Below are 17,329 nucleotides of genomic sequence, written 5' to 3'. Positions count from 1 at the left end.
TCCTTCGACTTTCACGAGGAGAGGGTCTGCGTGGACGCTCCGCGGTGAGCTCTGGGACGAGCATGCGACTGCGGGTTGTCGGCGCAGTTGCCGAAGCGTCACAGTCCGTCGACAGCAAATGAGAACGCACGCATGATGATTCTCATTCGGGTCGGGTGGAGGAATCTAGAGTGCGATATTGACGGACTTGCTCTGGGTGTATTCGGCGATGGCGCCTTCACCGAGTTCGCGTCCCCACCCGGACTGCTTGTAGCCGCCGAACGGAAGCGCCGTGTCGAACGCGTTGTGGCAGTTCACCCACACCGTGCCCGCCTTGATTTCGGCGGCCACGTCGTGGGCGCGGGACACGTCCCGGGTCCATACGCTGGCGGCAAGGCCGTAGGGGGTGTCGTTGGCGGCCGCGCGGACGCCTTCCTCCCGATTGAACGGCACCGCCACCGCGACGGGGCCGAAGATTTCCTCCTGGTACACGCTGAAGTTCCGGTTCACGTCGACCAGCAGGGTGGGCTCCACGTAGAAGCCGGTGTCGCCGTGCCGTTGCCCGCCGGAGAGCGCGCGGGCACCGTCGGCGAGTCCGGCGTCGATGTATCCGGTGACCTTGCCCAACTGCTCCTCGGAGATCAGTGGGCCGATGTCGTTGGTGGGGTCGAGTCCGGGTCCGATCTTCTGGGACTTCGCGAAATCGGCTACACCGGAAGTGAATTCGTCGAAGATTCGATCTTCGACGAGCAGACGTGTTCCGGCCGTGCAGGCCTGGCCGTGGTTGAACAGGAACCCGCTGGCCACGCCCGGGATCGCAGCCTCGAGGTCGGCGTCGGAGAAGATCACCTGCGGGCTCTTGCCACCGAGTTCGAGGGACACCTTCTTCAGGTTCCCCGACGCGGCATTGACGATCTTCTTTCCGACCTCGGTCGAACCGGTGAACGCGACCTTGTCGACGTCGTCGTGACTCGACAGCGCCGCGCCGATGTCGCCGAAACCGGTGAGCACGTTGAACACGCCGTCGGGGACGCCGGCCTCGGCGATCACCTCGGCGAGGAGCAGCGCGGTGAGCGGTGTCTGTTCGGCAGGCTTGAGGATCATGGTGTTCGAGCAGGTCAGCGCGGGTGCCACCTTAAACGCGGCCATCACCAGCGGGAAGTTCCACGGGATGATCTGTGCGCACACACCGACCGGTTCACGGGTGGTGAACGCGTGGAATCGGGCTCCGGGCGCCCACGGCACCGACACCGGGATGGTGCGGCCTTCGATCTTGGTGGCCCAGCCGGCGTAGTAGAAGAAGATCTCCGCCGCCCACGTCACGTCGACGGCCTTCGCCACCGCCACGGACTTGCCGTTGTCGATCGACTCGAGCTGCGCGAACTGATCGGCCCGGGCCAGAATCCCCTCGCCGATCTTCCAGAGGATCCGCTGACGTTCCGCGGGGGTGAGCGAGCGCCACGGCCCGGACTCGAAGGCCCGCCGGGCCGCCGCTACCGCCCGGTCCACGTCTTCGATTCCGGCGTGCGGCACGGTCGTGATCACCTGTCCGGTGGCGGGATCGACCGTCTCGAACGTCCCGCCCGACGCCGAGTCCACCCATCGGCCGTCGACGAACATGCGCTTCGGTGACGAAACGAAGTCGACGACTCGGGGGTCGAGTCCGGCGGGGGTGTGAACGACTGCAGTCATCATGTCCTCTTCGATGGAGTTAATGAATCTGTGAATGAATCCGGCTTCTGCAGAACACTTTTGGCGGAAGTTATCGCTTCGTCGTGCTGCGGCCTGAACCCACGATAAGCCCCGAATGTGTCGCCAGTCACTACTAAATCCGGATGGGAATCAGCGACTGCGGCATTCTCATTCGACTTTTCCGGCCACCGCGGCGCCGATTCTCATTCCGGCTTTTCGGGTCGGTGCAGCTGATCCACGGTATGTGCCGACGCGGCCCCCGGAATCGGGAGCACATTCTCCGGCCATTCTCATTCGAGGTGATCGAAAATTAATTCCGATCGGAGCATCGCGCTCGTCTCCTGCGCTAGCGTGCACTCATGCAGCCCCGGGTTGATCATTCGCTCGGGGCAGGCCGGAAAGTGTGGAGAGCAGGTGCATGGTGTCCGGTACACCGAGAATCAGAAGTAGATCACCGGTCGCCGGTCTCGAGCGGGCGCGTCTGAGTTTCGTCCAGGTGCTCGGGCAGTCCGTTTCCGCGGTCGCACCGTCGGCCGTGATGGTCACGCTGCCTGCTCTCGTCATACCCGACGCGGGCCGGGCGACCATTGCGGTGTTCGTCGCGGCGGCGATTCTGATGACGGCGGTCGGCTACTGCATCGGACAGTTCGCCACCCGGATGGTGGCCGTCAGTGGTCTCTACAGCTACATCGTGAAGGGACTCGGGGCGGTGCCCGGTTTCGGCGGAGGCTGGTCGCTGCTCGTCGGTTACGCGGCCGCGGCCATGGCGAGCACGCTCGGTGCCGCGAGTTACCTCGCCGCGCTACTCGGCCGAGTCGGGCTTCCTGCGGGATCGCCCCTCATCGCGGTCCTCGCGGCGATCGTCGGACTGCTCGCCCTTCTCCTCATGGTCCGGGGCGTGCAATTGTCGGCGCGGATCATGCTCGCCATCGAGGTCTTCGCGATCGTGGCCGCCTCCGCCGCGTTGGTGGTCGCGTTCGTGCAATCGGTCCGCGAGGGCGCGACCCCGTCCGCGGGCGGCGCGAAATCAGGTTCCGCGGTCGGGTTCGCCTTACTGCTCGCGATCACGTCGTTCGTCGGATTCGAGAGCGCGGGCACGGTGGCGCGGGAAGCCCGCAACCCGTTCGTCGCCGTCCCCCGCGCCATCCGGTGGACCCCGATCGCCCTGGGTGTTTTGTACGTGTTCGCGGCCGCCCTGCAGTTGCCGGAGCCGGTGCGGCAGGGAGTCGACTCGCTGCCGATCGTCCTCACGTTGCCCGACACGTCGGGCGCAGGTTCGTCGACGCTGTCGATCGTCGTGGAACTCGGTATTACCGCCTCGTGGTTCGCGTGCGTCCTCGGTTCGACGACGGCGCTGTCGCGAACCCTGTTCGCGATGGGCCGCGAAGGGGTGGTTCCGAACGTGTTCGGCCGGACGCACCACCGGTTCCATACTCCGCATGTGGCGTTGACGGCCACGATGCCGGTCGTCGTCGCAGTGCCCGTCTTCTACCTGTTCATCAGCGGTTCGAGCCGCGACGTCCTGATCGGACTCCTCGCCGTGTCCGCCCACGGCTACGTCCTCGCGTACGTCCTGCTGTGTGTCGCGACGCCGGCGTTCCTCCGGCGGATCGGCGAACTGACTCGACTTCCGGTGATCATCGGCGTGCTGACGGCGACCGCGATGGTCGCACTGGTCGGGTGGGCGGCGTTCTCGCGGACATATGTCGCGGGCGCGGCGACCGCCGTCTACCTGTTTCTGATGCTTGTCGGCGCCGCGGTCTTCGCGATCCGCGCGCGTCGGTCCCCCGGAATCGAAGAACGGATGGGTGTGTACGACGAGGCCGTGGCCGAAGACCTGCTGGGGCGGTACCGACCGTGGGAGGTCCGCCGATGAGTGCCGACGACAGAACCCTGTCGGGGCGTCAGCCGAAGGCCGTCACCAGCGCACTGCGGGTGCTCGAGGAGGTGGCCCGGGCCGGCTCGGGTGTCACAGCGAAGGACATCGCCGCCCGCCTGTCGATGCCGTCGGCGACGACGTACCGACTGCTCAACATCCTCGTGGGCGAAGGTTATGTGGTGCGGCTCCCCGACCTGTCCGGGTTCGCGCTCGGACAGAAGGTCGGGATCCTCGTCGACGCGGCCGTCGTGCCCACCGTATGTGCGGCGGCGCGTGAGATTCTCGCCGAACTGCGACTGTCGGTACGCTTCGGGGTCCACCTGTTCTTCTACACCAATGTCGCCGTCCGCACCGCCGACGCCGACCCCGAATACCCGCCGCCGGAGGACGAGTCGTTCCTCAACCAGCACCTTTACGCGTGCGCCGTCGGCAAGCTCCTTCTCGCGGAGAAGTCGGAACTCGAATCCGTGATTCCCCGCTGGGAACCACGGGCGCTGACGGCCCGCACGATCGTCGCGAGGAGCGAACTGCTCGCGAATTTGGACCTGATCCGAAGCCAGGGCTTCGCCACCCAACTCGGCGAACTCCGCGACGCGTCGGCCTGCGTCGCCGTCCCCATCCGATCCGACACGGGCGCCCTCATAGCGAGCATCGCGCTGTCCGGGCACGTCGATCACCACCACCTGATGTTGAGGCACATCCCGTCGTTGCAGGAACAGGCCGGCCGGCTCGGACGGTTCATCGCCTGACCCGGATGGAAGTTCGTTCAGGTGTGGGCGGAACCGTTCTTGCCGGCGGCTCGCTCGCGAACCGTCGCGACTGCGTCGCGGATCGGGCTGCGCTGTGTTCGGCCATGACCCGGAATGAGCAGATCGGCGTCGAGTGTGGCGAGGGCGTCGAGGGACGCCAGGGCCTCCTCCTCGGAGTGATGGAACATCGGGAGCAGCAGCTGCGGACCCACTGTGCGGGAAGTGGGGTGCCCCGTCACGAGGCTGTCCCCGGTCACCACCGCGCCGACGGACGGTAGGTAGTACGACGTGTGCCCGGACGTGTGGCCGGTGGTTGCCACCGGTAACGGGGTGCCGGGAAGGTCGAGAGGACCCGCGGCGGGGAACTCGGCGGCGTGGGGCACGGTGACGTGACGTGTCGCGCCCGCCCGGGCGATGCGCAGGGACCACCGCAACATTCCCGGCCGCCAGATGTTCTTGACGACGTCCATCTCACCGGCCTGTTCGAGGTACTCCCGCTTGGCGTGTGATGTCTCCACCGCGGACATGTACACGGGTGTTCCGTACTTGTCGCGGAAGTGGTTGATCGCTCCGATGTGATCGATGTGCGCGTGTGTCAGGAGGATTGCGCGAACATCCTCCGGCCGGCGACCGATGGAACGAATGGATTCTTCCACGGCAGGAATGTCGGCGGGGTAACCCGCGTCGATCAGCGTCAGGTCCGTGCCCTCCCGCAACAGGACCCAATTGACGTCGGTACCGGTCGCACAGAACACATTCTGTTCGACCTCCACCACAGTAGGACTCGGCACAGGATCCCCCTCAGCACGTCGCGGCCTTCCACGCTAGCAGCTGACGAACACCGCATCACGGCCTGTCTTCCGCCTCGTCGGACGTGAGCGCCGACTTACGCAGGTACAGATCGCGGAGCAAGGCGATCTCCGCGCCGTGATGGATGACTTCCCGGTTCACGTGCAACACGAGGGCCGCCATCGAACGATCCGCGAACGGCCCCTCACTGGGACCGCAGGGACGGGCAAGGGCATCATCTGTCAGGCTCGCGACTCCTCGCACCCACAAGGCATACATCTCGTCGAGTTGGTCGAGAGCCTCAGCAGCCGTACCGGCGTAGTCGAAGCTCTGGTAGTCGACCGGACGACCACCGAAATGACTGCTGATACGGGCCCCGAAGACGCCGACGATGATGTGCCCGAGACGCCACGCGATGGTCGTGACCGGTGGCGGATCCGGTGCAGGAATGGCGAATTCGATCGTGAAGGCTCCGCTGCCGGCCTGCACGGGCGCGTGCGAAGTGCCGCGCGGGCGCACACTCCAGCAGTCGGGTACCGGCTCCCAGAAGTACTCGTCGTCACTCAGTCCCGCCAGCCTGGTGCGCAACTGCTGTTGCCAGTGCCAGCTCAGCTGATCACCCAGTTCGTACGACGAGTCGAGCGAGTGCATTGAAATTGCTCAGTTCTCCTGCACTAGTTCAACATCGGGGAATTCGACGGTCACACCCTCCGCCAACGGTGGGGCCTCTCCGGCTTCGGCGTGCCGGAAGAACGTCGGCACACCGAGCGCGGCGCGCAGGGTGTAGCGCCCCGGATCCGGCACCGAGAAGTTGTTGGCATAGTGGTAGAAGGTGCTGTAGTAGAAGTTCAGCGGCTTCGCCTCCACCACTCGACCGTCGGCGGCCACCACCTCCAGGGTGATCGGCACATTCGGCACGATCCGCCCGGTTGCTGCCTCGAACGGGATGATCTCGATGTGGTGCGTTTCTCCGGGCGCCGGCTCACGGAAGCGCTGACCGGGCCCGTCCGCCTCATACCACGGCTCGGCCGGCTCGACGATGTACGCCACCCGCCACGCCCCGGACTCCGTCTCACCACCCTCGGCGGCGATCTCTTCCTCGAGGGTCTCGTACTGCTCTGCGACGCCGGCCGGCACGGCCTCCGCTGCGGCTGAGGCACTCGGACCAGCCGTCGCATCGGCCGAGTCGGTGCCGCTGTCACCGCAGGCAGAAGCGAGCGTCACTGCGCCGACGGCAGCAAGGGTCATGAACGTGCGAGGCATCCGTTCCATAAGGTCCTCCTCAGGGCACCGTAGCGGAACAAGGCAAGGCTAAGTTAGCACCCGTCATGAGTCGGATTGGGCGGAATGCACCATCCCACTCATGGGATCCGTTCGGTTTCGCCGAGAACGGTTACCTCGGATTACGAAGTGTGTGTTCGCCTGTCGATGTCTTTGTCGACGGCGGTGGCGATGTCGTGGACGAGTCGGGAGTGCCAATGTTTGTGCGCCTCGAGGTCTGCGGTGAGGGCGTGGCAGTCGGGGCATTCCGAGGAGGCAGGACCGGATTCGGCTGTATTTTCCATGGCGCTGCGCTTTCTGAGAGAAATCGTTGTTCTTCCACCGTGGCACGGGCGGGACCGATAGTCCACGGCCGCGGCTGATGCGCTAGACCACCCGCTCCAGCGCGCGCACGTCGGCATCGAGCTTCCTGTACAACCAGTACACCGCGACGAATGCCAGCCCGGAGGCCGCGCACAAACCGAGGACCGAATCGCGCACGAGCGGAAGCTCCGCGGGTTCGAGGGTGCTGAATCCGGCCAGCACCCCGACGAGTGGCACCGATGCCGTCACCGCCAGATAGACAGTGGTTCTTCGACGCAGCCCGTGTAGCACGACGGCGTCGTGGGCGGTCGTGACGCCGTGGCGCAGATAGATGGGATAAACACAGCGGACGACGTAGAACGTCGACAGAAAGAAGGTGTAGGCAACGGAGATGGTGCCCGACACCAGAACAGTCGTCGCCGCATGAACCATCAGCCGGGCCGGAAGGTCGGTGAACCAGCGAAGAAACATCACCCCCGCCACCGATGCGCAGATGGCGAACACGAACGTGTTCAGCGCACACAGGTCCCCCCAGACCAGTGTTCGCGACCGCACTCGCGCGAGGACGGCCTCGTCGTAGCGTCTGCCCTTGCGCAACCCACGAGGAACCGCGAGCAAATCGCGTGACATGTATGCGTAGATGAGGACGGCCAGCGGCCAGGCACAGAGGTTGAAAACCACAGTGCTCGTGTAGAGCTTCGAATAGGTGGCATCGGACAGGCGATCGTCGAGCAGTTCCTGGAGGTGCACAGCCAGATAGATCGTCGCCAGGCCGATCCCGACCAGCGAAGACGACCACAGGACGGGAGTGGGCGATCGCGAGAGGCGTGCCCTCCAACTGTTCGGGGGCGGATAGACCAGGTCGCGGGACCTCTGCTCGAGGCACAGGTCGAGCTGCTGCGCCAATTCCGAACCGCACGGGTAGCGGTCCTCACGATCGGGCGACAGACACTTCAGCAGCACTCTGCGCAGCGCCATGGGGCAGTCCGGCGGAAGCTCCGACAGGAACTTCGACTCGATCGGCCTGCGCCGCAGTTCCAGCATGCGGGCGAGGGACGTCTCCGACTCGCCGGCGGACGTCGCGTCCGCGAAGGGGCGGCGCCCAGTGAGCAGCTCCCACAACATCACGGCGAGCGCGAAGATGTCGCTTCGTGTGTCGAGGTCCGCGGCGGTCGCGGGCGAGCCCGGATGGCAGGCTTCGAGCTGTTCGGGCGACATGTACGCCAATGACCCGCCGAAGTACGCCAGCGGACTTGTGCCCTTGATGCGTTTGCTGGAACTGACGTTGAAGTCGGCCAACTTCGGAGTTCCCTCGGCGCTCAGCAGCACGTTCGCGGGTTTGATGTCTCGATGCAACACCCCTCGTTCCGATGCGTGCTGAAGCGCGTCCGCGAGTCGGCGGCCCAACCAGGCAACTGTTTCCGGCCACGTCAGTGAGGCGGCCCTGGCGCGAACGGCGGATTCGCTGGGCCGAACCTCGCCCTTGGCGGCAAGGACCCCGTCGACGGCATCGAGCAGCAGTTGACCACTACGGTGCTCCGGAGGAGTCGCGCGTAGTAGATGCACGACGTCGAGCAGCGTTCCCCCCGGGAGATACTGCATGTAGAGGAGCTTCAATTCGCCGTCCGCAATGAGCCGCTGGTCGAAGATTCGAACGATGTATTCGTGATCCAACTGGGCGAGGGTCTGCGGCTCGATCCCGTGGTTGTGGGAAATCTTGACCGCAACCAGTCGCTGCATCGACTGCTGCCGAGCGAGATACACCTGCGCGAAGGCGCCTGCCCCGATCCTCATCAGGAGGTCGAAGTCGTCGACACGGTCGCCGACGTCGATGTTGCCGAGAACAACTTGTGCCCGTGGACGAGCGATCATCGTGCTGCGGTAGTCACTCGTGTACTCGTCGAGCTCCGGGTTCCCCGCCATGGTGGCGGCTTCGGTGGCCATGGTGGCCGCGTCGACTCCGTGCGAACTTCGGCGGAGGGCGTGGAACTCCTCGTAGACCAGCTCGGCAGGCAGCGGACCATCTTGCAGCTCTGCGAACTCTGCGCGGTAGTCGGTCAGTCGTTTGGGGAAGTCGTGCCGAATCCAGCGGTATTCGAGGTCGATCTTGATCAATTCGATCAGTATCGATCGCCGCTCGGCCGGTTCGCGGGGTAAGTAGGCGGACAGGTCAGGTGGGGACCCGGACCCCCAAGCCTCCGAAAATTGTGCCACCACGGTGGCAAGCGCTGTGCGGGTTCGTTCAGCTGATTCGACCAGATCGGTCGGCTCGTACATCGGTAGCTCGGAGTGCCGCCCGAGGCCGTCACACAGCGGCTACGCGCGCTGTGGCCTTGTTTCGTTGTCGCCCCACTTTGTGTCCTTCCGCCGAGTCTCCCCGGTCAAGGGTATCGCTCCGATACGGGCGTATGGGCGCAAAGGGAGGATCGTCCGCAGTCAGGTATTTCCGGTAACTGCTCCGATGCGGCACCAGACCCGCCCGCGACGAGGCACGATAGATCACGGCATGGGCACTGCTGACACAGTCTCCGCCGTCGACCACCGACGGCGATCGTGAGGGTTGTCGAAATGAGAAACACGACATCGGTCGTGGGCCGCCGTGTACTGGGGCTGGTGTTCTTCCTTGTCCTGGCTCTGTTCCTGGCCGTCACGATCGGCATGTTCGACAAGACGTTCACGAAGGTGGTCAAGATTGGGCTTGTCACCGACACCGTCGGAAATGCGCTCCCGCCCAATGCGGACGTCAAGGTGCGTGGCCTGATCGTCGGAGAGGTGCGGTCGGCCTCCACCAAGGAGGGTGAGGTCACCTTGGATCTGGCCATTCAGCCGGACAAGGCCGAGCTCATTCCGTCCAACGCGACGGCGCGATTGCTACCCAAAACCCTGTTCGGCGAACGGTACGTGTCGCTGATCGTGCCGGAGGGGGACACGGCTCCGCCGATCCAGGCTGGTGACGTTCTCGAGCAAGACAAGAGTGGAAATGCCGTCGAGATCGGCGAGGTCCTCGACGGCTTGCTGCCGCTGCTGCAGGCGATCCCGCCGCAGGACCTGGCGAACACGCTCGGCGCACTGTCGCAGGGACTCAGTGGACGCGGCGCCGAACTCGGTCTGACGCTCGACCGGCTCGAGGAGATCTTCGCCGGACTCAACACGGAACTTCCTGCGATTCAGGAAGACCTGCGGGGTATCGCAGACTTCTCGCAAACATATTCGGAGGCGGCACCGGACCTGGTCAACGCGCTCGACAACCTGCGCACCACGGGGAACACGGTCGTCGAAAAACAAGGTGTTATCTCACGGCTTCTCGCGACGCTCACCGGAACGAGTTCGTCGACCGCGGACCTCCTGCACACCAACGCCCAGAACATCGTCCTGATCGCTGCCGATTCCCGTGAAGCACTGCAACTCCTCGGCCGCTACTCGCCCAGCTTCGGTTGCACCTTGGCGGATTTCGTGGAGGCTGCACCGATCGCCCGTGAGCTACTCGCGCTGGACGATCCCAATCCCGGCGGTCGAGGGACTGTTCAGTTCATCAACCCGAAGGGCCGCTACCTGCCCAACCAGGACGAGCCGCGCCTGCTCGACAACCGCGGACCCGCCTGCTACGACGACGTCACGGCGCCCGGCGGCAAGTTTCCGCAGTACCCGGGCGGATCGTTCAACGACGGCTCGTACCAGGTGCCCACGCGGAATCCCGGCCCCCCGAGCATCGAGTACTTTCCCGCGCCCGCCGGCGTCCCCGATCAGGTTCCGGGATGGGGAGCCGAGATCGCGCCCGCCAGTTACGCGGGTTCGAAGATGGAACAGGACACGTTGGATGTCGTCTACGGCGAGGCCGGGGGAATTGCGCCGGAAGACGTGCCGAGCTGGACGACGCTCGTCGGCGCGCCGACCATCAGGGGAACCGAAGTGACCTTCGAATGACGACGGTCAGGGCCGCTGCGCGGGCCGAAAACACATACAGCATTCTCACAGCTCGTCTCCAGGTTGTCTGCATGTGCGGCTGTTTGCATGGACCTCAACCGGAAGCAGCTATGGAGGACTCATGACCGACAACGCACGCCATCACGCCGCGGACGTGCACGAACACGACCGCGGGCTCACCCACGACCTGAAGGCGATGCTGTCGCGCCGCCGCGCCTTGTTCGTGTTCGGAGCGGCGGGCGCGTCTGCACTCGCCGCGTGTTCGTCCGCCGGATCGACCACCACCGCGGCGTCCGCGTCTAGCGAAGAGGCAGCGTCGTCGGCCGTCGGCACCGACGGCACTTGCGTGGCAGCCGCGCCGCAGGAAACGGCAGGGCCCTACCCGGGTGACGGTTCCAACGGGCCTAACGTTCTGATCGAGTCGGGCGTGGTGCGTCAGGACATCCGCAGCAGTTTCGGGTCGTACTCGGGCACCGCGGAGGGCGTCGAGACCACTATCGAATTATCCCTGCAGAACCTGGCGAACGACTGTGCCGCGGGTACGGGCATGGCCGTCTATCTATGGCATTGCGACCGGGACGGTGAGTACTCCCTCTATGGCCGGGATATCACCGAGCAGAACTATCTGCGCGGCGTCCAGGTGGCCGACTCGGCCGGAGCCGTGTCGTTCACGTCCATCTTCCCGGCCTGCTACTCGGGGCGCTGGCCACATATCCATTTCGAGGTGTTCGACTCCCTGGAAGCCGCGGTGGCGGGAGAGGATCCGCGGTTGACCTCGCAGATCGCGATACCGCAGGACGCGTGCGAGAAAGTCTTCGCCTACGACACCGGGTACGCGAAGAGCGTGAGCAACTTGTCGGACGTGTCTCTGCAATCGGACAACGTCTTCGGTGACGGTTGGGACGCCGAGTTGGCGACCGTGACGGGCGAACCCGCCGACGTGATGACGATCGCCATCACGATCGGTGTCGCGGAGAAGTCGGCGAACGCGGAGTCCGCTCCGAGCGCTCCGCCGGCAGGGGGCCCACCGGCAGGGGGCCCGGGCGGCGGGCGGCCTCCCATGGGTGCGCCCGGCCGGTAGACGTACCGATCGCCGGCTACCGACCGTATCGATTGGGCGACAATGCCGCCGGGCCTCAGGCGCTGATCCCTGCGGTCAAAATAGCCGCGAGTTCGCGGTAGGCATGGGCGTCGTCGAGGCCGGTACTGTTCCGGACCCCGCGTTGCTGAATGCGCACCATCATGGTGGTCACGAGGTCGGCGGCGAACGCGGCATGGACGTCACGGAAGTCGCCGCCGGCCACACCGTCGTCGATCAAAGCCTTGACGCGCCCGGCGGCGATCTGTGTGTTCTGCTCGTAGACCTCGCGGGCCGGCGGGAAGGCGTCGAGGTCGGCCATGAACTGGTCGGACGCAGCCGTAAGCGCGGTACCGACCGCGGACAGGTAGGCGCTGATCCGCTCTCGGGCCCCGGAAATTTGGACGATGTGCGACTCGACGTCCTCGGTGGCGCGGCGGAAGAAGTGCACTGTGGCCTCCCGGACGAGCTGCTCCTTGCTGTCGGCGAGGGTGTAGAGGGTGGATTTGGAGCACCGCAGCCGCGCGGCGATCTCGTCGAGTGTCAGGTGAGCGAACCCTTCGGCCAGGAAGAGGTCGACCAGCGCGTCGAAGAGCTGGGTGCGCCGTCGCGTCGCGAATTCCGGTCGGGTGATCTGCTCCATACACCGGATAGTACTGGCGCAGCCCTTGCAGTACTACTTTCGCATCAGTACTGTGAGCCGTAGCTCAGTACTGTTTCCGTCGTCTTCTCGAGGAGAAATTTCGTGGCCGTCGATCGTTTGCTGCCCACCGACGAAGCGCGTGACCTGATTCAGCTCACACGCGATGTCGCCGACAAGGTCCTGGCGCCGATCGTCGACGAGCACGAAAAGTCCGAAACGTATCCCGAAGGGGTCTTCGCCACCCTCGGTGAGGCCGGACTGCTGAGTCTGCCGTATCCGGAAGAGTGGGGCGGCGGCGGACAGCCCTACGAGGTGTACCTGCAGGTTCTCGAGGAAATCGCCGCCCGGTGGGCGGCGGTCGCGGTAGCGGTCAGCGTCCACAGCCTCGCCTGCCACCCACTGATGGCCTTCGGCACCGACGAGCAGAAGCGGCAGTGGCTTCCGGACATGCTGGGCGGCAACAGCATCGGCGCGTACAGCCTGTCGGAGCCGCAAGCCGGGTCGGATGCTGCCGCGCTGGCCTGCAAGGCTGCCGCGACCGATGGCGGATATGTGGTAAACGGTGCGAAGGCGTGGATCACCCACGGCGGCATTGCCGATTTCTACAATCTTTTCGCCCGCACCGGCGAGGGGTCGAAGGGCATTTCTTGCTTCCTGGTGCCGAAGGGCACCGAGGGGCTCTCGTTCGGCAAGCCCGAGGAGAAGATGGGCCTGCACGCGGTCCCGACGACGTCGGCGCACTACGACGACGCCTTCGTCCCGGTCGAACGGCGGATCGGCGCGGAGGGTCAGGGTCTGCAGATCGCTTTCAGTGCACTCGATTCCGGGCGCCTCGGTATCGCCGCCGTCGCTGTCGGTCTCGCCCAGGCGGCGCTCGACGAAGCCGTGAGCTATGCCAAGGAACGGTCGGCATTCGGCAAGAAGATCATCGACCACCAGGGGCTGGGGTTCCTACTCGCCGACATGGCCGCCGCTGTCGACTCGGCGCGCGCCACCTACATCGACGCAGCACGCCGCCGCGATGCGGGCCTGCCCTACTCCCGCAACGCGTCGGTGGCCAAACTCGTCGCCACCGACGCCGCCATGAAGGTCACCACCGACGCCGTCCAGGTGCTCGGCGGCTACGGCTACACCCGCGACTTCCGCGTCGAGCGGTACATGCGGGAAGCGAAGATCACCCAGATCTTCGAGGGCACCAACCAGATTCAGCGGTTGGTGATCAGCCGCACGCTCGCCGGAAACTGACTACTGCACCAGAGGCGGGTCGGCGCACCGTGTGGTGTGCCGACCCGTCGTCTTGTCTGTTTCAGCTGAGCAGTTCGTAGATCAGCAGGCCGGACAGGGACAGGATCGAGACGAAACCGAGCGCCCCGATGACGTTCTTCCACCAGGTGTTGCGGAGGTTGCCCATCAGCTGGGAGTTGTTGCTCATCACGAAGAGCAGAAACCCGAGGAACGGTGCGATCAGGACAGTCAGCGCCTGAGCGACGATGATGAGCTGGACCGGCGACTTGGTGAACAGGATCGTGATGACGAGACCGAAGGCGAGGATCACGGCGCTGGTGCGTTTGGCCGTCGGCGTGCTGGGCGAGGGTCCTTTGTCGAGCGCATCCGAGAGCATGGTGCCGCCGGCGGTGGCGTTGGCAACCATCGCGGAGAACGCGGCCCCGGATAGGCCGAGGGCGAAGATCGTCGATCCGACGGGGCCGGCGAGTGGTTCGAAGATCTTTGCCAGGCCGGCGAGAGTGGTTGCTTCGGTGTCTGCCCGTCCGAGGACGGCGGCCGCGACGATGATGACGAGCGAAGTCATGATGCCCGGTGCCACGATGCCCGGGACGGTGTCGGCGATGGTGGTCTGCCGATATTCGTCCGCGGTGCGCTTTCGTTCGTGTGTGCCGTACGAGGTGAAGAAGGCGGCGTTGAGCGAGAAGTTGGTGCCGACCAGGGCGACGACGAGGAGTTGTCCGCCGGGCGGGATGGAGGGGACGAGCCCGTTCACGGCCTGAACCCAGTCGGGCTGGGCGATGACGGCGCTGATGACGAAGGTGGCCGCTAGCAGCGCGACTATCACCAGCAGGACGCGTTCGACGGTGCGATAGACGTTGCGGAACAACAAGATCAGACCGACGAAGGTGGTACAGACCGCGGACCAGATGAGCGGGGACCCACCGAAGACCATGGACAGACCCAGACCGGAACCGACGGCGTTACCGACCGAGAAACACAGGGTGATGATGAAGACGCCGACTCCCGCGGCGACGCCGACACGGCGACCCAGCACGTCTTTCACCGAGCTGATCATGGACACCGGCGTGCGGATACCGAGTCGGACGCTCATGTCCGCGTAGACGAGCATGAAAACGGTCGAGAGGGCGATGACCCAGATCAGGGAATAGCTGTATTCACTGCCGGCCTGGACGGCGCTGGCAAGGTTGCCGGGGCCGAACTGCCACGCGCCGGCGATGAACGCAGGACCCGCCATCGCCAGGGTGCGGACCCAGGTGCGTTGCGCCCGGGGTGAGCCGGCGGGTGGTCGAGGAGTGTCCGCGACCACAGCATCGCCTCCGGCCGATTCGACTGACGTACGAGATTGCTGACTCATGTGTGAGCCTACTTTCTGGTGTTCGAACCGCCGATGCGGTGTGCGGCGTTGACGTGTGGCCGGCGCCGCCGGCTCGAAGGGAAGCTACGGCGACTTACGGCCGCGGTGGGCCGAGGCAACTTGGGGGGCGCTGCCCGGCCCGGAGTATCCGGGCCGGGCCGGCGGGAACGCGCGCGGCAGATTCCGGGAAATGCCCGGGAACTGGTCCGACTGGGTGTGCCAGGTCAGGCGGGAACGGTGACCGAGGACAAGCCGGCCGACTGCAGGGCCGCGGCGATCTCGGCACCGGCACCCTCGGCCAAGGGAAGCAGCGGCGGCCGGACGGTGGCGTGATCGAGGATGCCGCGGGCCACCAGACCTTCCTTGAGCGCGACGGTGCCCTCCATGTGCGAGCCGCGGTGATAGACATTGGCCGTCACCGGCAGCAGGCGGTCGTGGATTGCCCGGGCCGCGGGGTAGTCCTTGGCCTTGCCGGCTGCGATCAGCTCGACCAGCGGCTCGGGAGCGAGGCCGCCGTAGCCGACCAGCAGGCCGTCGACGTCGAACACCGTGTGCAGCAGGTACTCGTCGTGGCAGCTCAGAATCTGCAGGTCGGGGTTCTCGCGGCGCAGGACCGGGATCTCCCGGTCCCACCGGCGCATGTTCCGCACCCCGTTCTTGGTGGCGAACACGCCCGGCTGAGCGGCGATCTCGAGCTGGGTGTCCAGGTTGTACGTGGCCTTGGTGACGTCCGGGTACTGGAACAGGATCAGCGGCAAGCCCGACCCTTCATAGATCGCCTTGTAGCGATCCTGCGGTGCACCCTCCTGGTAGCCGAACCGCAGCCACCCATGGGAGGGGTAGACCAGGCCGGCGGAGGCGCCGGCGTCGACCGCACGGCGCGCTTCTTCCACGGAGACGGCGGTCCCTTCGCCGGTGATGCCGGCGATGATGGGCAGCCGGCCGTCCACGGAGTCCTTGAAAGCGGCGATGACGCGAACCTGCTCGTCCTGGGTGAGGAAGGTTCCCTCACCGGCGTGGCCGAGCACGACCAGGCCCTTGACGCCGTCGACACTGCCGAGCCACGAGCCGAGGCGCGCGATGGCGTCGTAGTCGACGTCACCGTCACGGGTGAAGGGTGTTACCGGCGCCGGAGTGAGTCCGCGAAGGTCGAGTGTGCTCATGATTCTCTTTCCGATCGACGTTGTGCAAACGTTCCCGGGAACGTTCCCGTGAACGATTTCATCGTGCAGTAGAATCGGCGATTGTGTCAAGCGTCACGTGTCTGTGGCGGTGTGAACGGGACGTCACCGCGGGATCGCGGGCGGCGCCGGGGCGGTAGACAGGAAGATTGTGGAAGCGAACGCACACGGCAGGAACCGGGTAGTGACTCTGCGTGAGGTCGCGGAGGCCGCGGGAGTAAGCACCTCGACGGTGAGCCGCGTGCTCGACGATCGGGTGCCGCCGTCACGGTCGGCGACGGCCGAACGCGTCCGCGCGGTCGCCGACCAGCTCGGCTACCGGCGCAACACCTTCGCCTCCAGCCTCCGGCGCGGCCACACCGCCACGATCGGGGTGCTGGTGCCGCGGCTCAGCGACACGGTCATGGCGCTGATGTTCGAGGCGATCGGGCGAGCTGCGCATCGGCTCGGTTACTTCACCGTCGTCGCGACCACCGGCGACGACCCCGCCGACGAGCAACAGGCGGCGCAGACTCTCCTCGGTCGCAATGTCGACGGCCTGATCATCGCCTCCAGCCGCCGCGAAGACCCCCTTCCACGGCAACTGAGAGAGCAAGGCGTGCCGCACGCGCTGGTGTTGCGCACCGACGGCGTCAGCCCGTCCTCGATCGGCGACGACGAGGCCGGTGGCTACCTCGCCACCCGGCATCTGATCGACCTCGGGCACACCGACATCGCGGTGCTGTCCGGCCCGCTGTTCACCTCGACCGCCACCGGGCGTCTCGCCGGCGCGATGAAAGCCGTTCGCGAAGCGGGGATCACCCTCGATCCGGACTGGATCGTCGAGTCCGGATTCGGAATCGAGAGCGGCGAGGAAGCCGGACGTCGGCTCTTCGCCTCCTCGACTCGTCCGACAGCCGTCTTCGCCGCGAACGACAACCTCGCCCTCGGAGTCATGGCCGCAGCGCACCAACGGTCGCTGTCTGTCGGTGAGGATCTGGCCCTGGTCGGTTACAACGACATCCCACTCGCGCAGCGACTGCCGGTTCCCCTGACTTCGGTGCGCACCCCATTCGACCAGATCGCCGCCACTGCCCTCGATCTGTTGTTCTCTCCCGCAGCGAGTAGCGATCCGATCCGGCGTGCTCTGCCCACCCTGATCCCGCGTCGTTCCTCAGGACCGCACAAATTGCCTACCTGAACGACTGGAGCAAGTGCCCATGCGAAGTCGACTACACCTTCGATTCCAG

Annotated in this window: 14 protein-coding genes; 6 read left to right on the top strand and 8 right to left on the bottom strand. The window is 65.7% G+C overall.

The window, feature by feature from the left end:
• Positions 1 to 165 precede the first annotated feature (165 nt).
• Positions 166 to 1,671, bottom strand: coding sequence for an aldehyde dehydrogenase family protein (locus JQT59_RS07460; RefSeq protein WP_213577493.1), 1,506 nt, complete (start codon positions 1,669 to 1,671; stop codon positions 166 to 168).
• A 418-nt stretch (positions 1,672 to 2,089) separates the two neighbouring features.
• On the opposite strand from JQT59_RS07460, the gene JQT59_RS07455 reads away from it, so the two are divergent.
• Complete coding sequence (locus JQT59_RS07455) at positions 2,090 to 3,547, top strand: APC family permease (RefSeq protein WP_213575582.1); 1,458 nt, start codon at positions 2,090 to 2,092, stop codon at positions 3,545 to 3,547.
• Positions 3,544 to 4,299: an IclR family transcriptional regulator gene (locus JQT59_RS07450; RefSeq protein WP_213575581.1), complete on the top strand. Its 756-nt coding sequence runs from the start codon at positions 3,544 to 3,546 to the stop codon at positions 4,297 to 4,299. The genes JQT59_RS07455 and JQT59_RS07450 overlap by 4 nt, the downstream gene beginning before the upstream one ends.
• Before the next feature lie 17 nt (positions 4,300 to 4,316).
• On the opposite strand, the gene JQT59_RS07445 is transcribed toward JQT59_RS07450, so the two are convergent.
• The 4 genes from JQT59_RS07445 to JQT59_RS07430 all read right to left on the bottom strand — a co-directional run bounded on the left by JQT59_RS07445 (position 4,317) and on the right by JQT59_RS07430 (position 8,949).
• A complete protein-coding gene (locus JQT59_RS07445; RefSeq protein WP_249354205.1) occupies positions 4,317 to 5,090 on the bottom strand; it encodes an MBL fold metallo-hydrolase in 774 nt (257 codons plus the stop codon).
• A gap of 55 nt (positions 5,091 to 5,145) precedes the next feature.
• A complete protein-coding gene (locus JQT59_RS07440) occupies positions 5,146 to 5,739 on the bottom strand; it encodes a DinB family protein (RefSeq protein WP_213575580.1) in 594 nt (197 codons plus the stop codon).
• A 9-nt stretch (positions 5,740 to 5,748) separates the two neighbouring features.
• A complete protein-coding gene (locus JQT59_RS07435; protein WP_213575579.1) occupies positions 5,749 to 6,360 on the bottom strand; it encodes a hypothetical protein in 612 nt (203 codons plus the stop codon).
• Positions 6,361 to 6,735: 375 nt separating this feature from the next.
• The gene (locus JQT59_RS07430; RefSeq protein WP_213575578.1) at positions 6,736 to 8,949 is read right to left on the bottom strand and encodes a serine/threonine-protein kinase; all 2,214 of its coding nucleotides are present in this window, start codon (positions 8,947 to 8,949) and stop codon (positions 6,736 to 6,738) included.
• 291 nt (positions 8,950 to 9,240) lie between these two features.
• Between JQT59_RS07430 and JQT59_RS07425 the strand changes: the two genes are divergently transcribed.
• Complete coding sequence (locus JQT59_RS07425) at positions 9,241 to 10,596, top strand: MCE family protein (RefSeq protein ID WP_213575577.1); 1,356 nt, start codon at positions 9,241 to 9,243, stop codon at positions 10,594 to 10,596.
• 121 nt (positions 10,597 to 10,717) lie between these two features.
• On the top strand, positions 10,718 to 11,677 hold the full coding sequence (locus JQT59_RS07420; protein WP_213575576.1) for a peptidase associated/transthyretin-like domain-containing protein: 960 nt from the start codon (positions 10,718 to 10,720) through the stop codon (positions 11,675 to 11,677).
• A 55-nt stretch (positions 11,678 to 11,732) separates the two neighbouring features.
• On the opposite strand, the gene JQT59_RS07415 is transcribed toward JQT59_RS07420, so the two are convergent.
• Positions 11,733 to 12,317 carry a TetR/AcrR family transcriptional regulator gene (locus tag JQT59_RS07415; RefSeq protein ID WP_213575575.1) on the bottom strand — a complete coding sequence of 195 codons (585 nt, stop codon included), beginning with the start codon at positions 12,315 to 12,317 and terminating at the stop codon, positions 11,733 to 11,735.
• A 102-nt stretch (positions 12,318 to 12,419) separates the two neighbouring features.
• Here JQT59_RS07415 and JQT59_RS07410 point away from each other — a divergent pair, with 102 nt between their 5' ends.
• Positions 12,420 to 13,562, top strand: a complete 1,143-nt coding sequence (locus JQT59_RS07410) for an acyl-CoA dehydrogenase family protein (RefSeq protein ID WP_213575574.1) — start codon at positions 12,420 to 12,422, stop codon at positions 13,560 to 13,562.
• Positions 13,563 to 13,623: 61 nt separating this feature from the next.
• On the opposite strand, the gene JQT59_RS07405 is transcribed toward JQT59_RS07410, so the two are convergent.
• Positions 13,624 to 14,799 carry an Nramp family divalent metal transporter gene (locus JQT59_RS07405; RefSeq protein WP_213577489.1) on the bottom strand — a complete coding sequence of 392 codons (1,176 nt, stop codon included), beginning with the start codon at positions 14,797 to 14,799 and terminating at the stop codon, positions 13,624 to 13,626.
• 344 nt (positions 14,800 to 15,143) lie between these two features.
• On the bottom strand, positions 15,144 to 16,082 hold the full coding sequence (locus JQT59_RS07400) for a dihydrodipicolinate synthase family protein (RefSeq protein WP_213575573.1): 939 nt from the start codon (positions 16,080 to 16,082) through the stop codon (positions 15,144 to 15,146).
• A 208-nt stretch (positions 16,083 to 16,290) separates the two neighbouring features.
• Here JQT59_RS07400 and JQT59_RS07395 point away from each other — a divergent pair, with 208 nt between their 5' ends.
• Positions 16,291 to 17,280 (top strand): LacI family DNA-binding transcriptional regulator, encoded by a 990-nt coding sequence (locus JQT59_RS07395; protein WP_249354561.1) that lies wholly within the window; start codon positions 16,291 to 16,293, stop codon positions 17,278 to 17,280.
• Positions 17,281 to 17,329 lie beyond the last annotated feature (49 nt).

Origin of the sequence: Rhodococcus sp. USK13 (assembly GCF_018343855.1) — a bacterium.
In the GTDB taxonomy this organism is placed as follows: domain Bacteria; phylum Actinomycetota; class Actinomycetes; order Mycobacteriales; family Mycobacteriaceae; genus Rhodococcus_F; species Rhodococcus_F oxybenzonivorans.
The sequence above is the reverse complement of the archived record's forward strand: the minus strand, read 5'-3'. Positions and strand labels throughout refer to the sequence as shown.

Coding starts and splice junctions, on each gene's coding strand:
- JQT59_RS07460 (WP_213577493.1), bottom strand. CDS start 1,671: ATGACTGCAGTCGTTCACACCCCCGCCGGACTCGACCCCCGAGTCGTC.
- JQT59_RS07455 (WP_213575582.1), top strand. CDS start 2,090: ATGGTGTCCGGTACACCGAGAATCAGAAGTAGATCACCGGTCGCCGGT.
- JQT59_RS07450 (WP_213575581.1), top strand. CDS start 3,544: ATGAGTGCCGACGACAGAACCCTGTCGGGGCGTCAGCCGAAGGCCGTC.
- JQT59_RS07440 (WP_213575580.1), bottom strand. CDS start 5,739: ATGCACTCGCTCGACTCGTCGTACGAACTGGGTGATCAGCTGAGCTGG.
- JQT59_RS07435 (WP_213575579.1), bottom strand. CDS start 6,360: ATGGAACGGATGCCTCGCACGTTCATGACCCTTGCTGCCGTCGGCGCA.
- JQT59_RS07430 (WP_213575578.1), bottom strand. CDS start 8,949: ATGTACGAGCCGACCGATCTGGTCGAATCAGCTGAACGAACCCGCACA.
- JQT59_RS07425 (WP_213575577.1), top strand. CDS start 9,241: ATGAGAAACACGACATCGGTCGTGGGCCGCCGTGTACTGGGGCTGGTG.
- JQT59_RS07420 (WP_213575576.1), top strand. CDS start 10,718: ATGACCGACAACGCACGCCATCACGCCGCGGACGTGCACGAACACGAC.
- JQT59_RS07415 (WP_213575575.1), bottom strand. CDS start 12,317: ATGGAGCAGATCACCCGACCGGAATTCGCGACGCGACGGCGCACCCAG.
- JQT59_RS07405 (WP_213577489.1), bottom strand. CDS start 14,799: ATGGCGGGTCCTGCGTTCATCGCCGGCGCGTGGCAGTTCGGCCCCGGC.
- JQT59_RS07400 (WP_213575573.1), bottom strand. CDS start 16,082: ATGAGCACACTCGACCTTCGCGGACTCACTCCGGCGCCGGTAACACCC.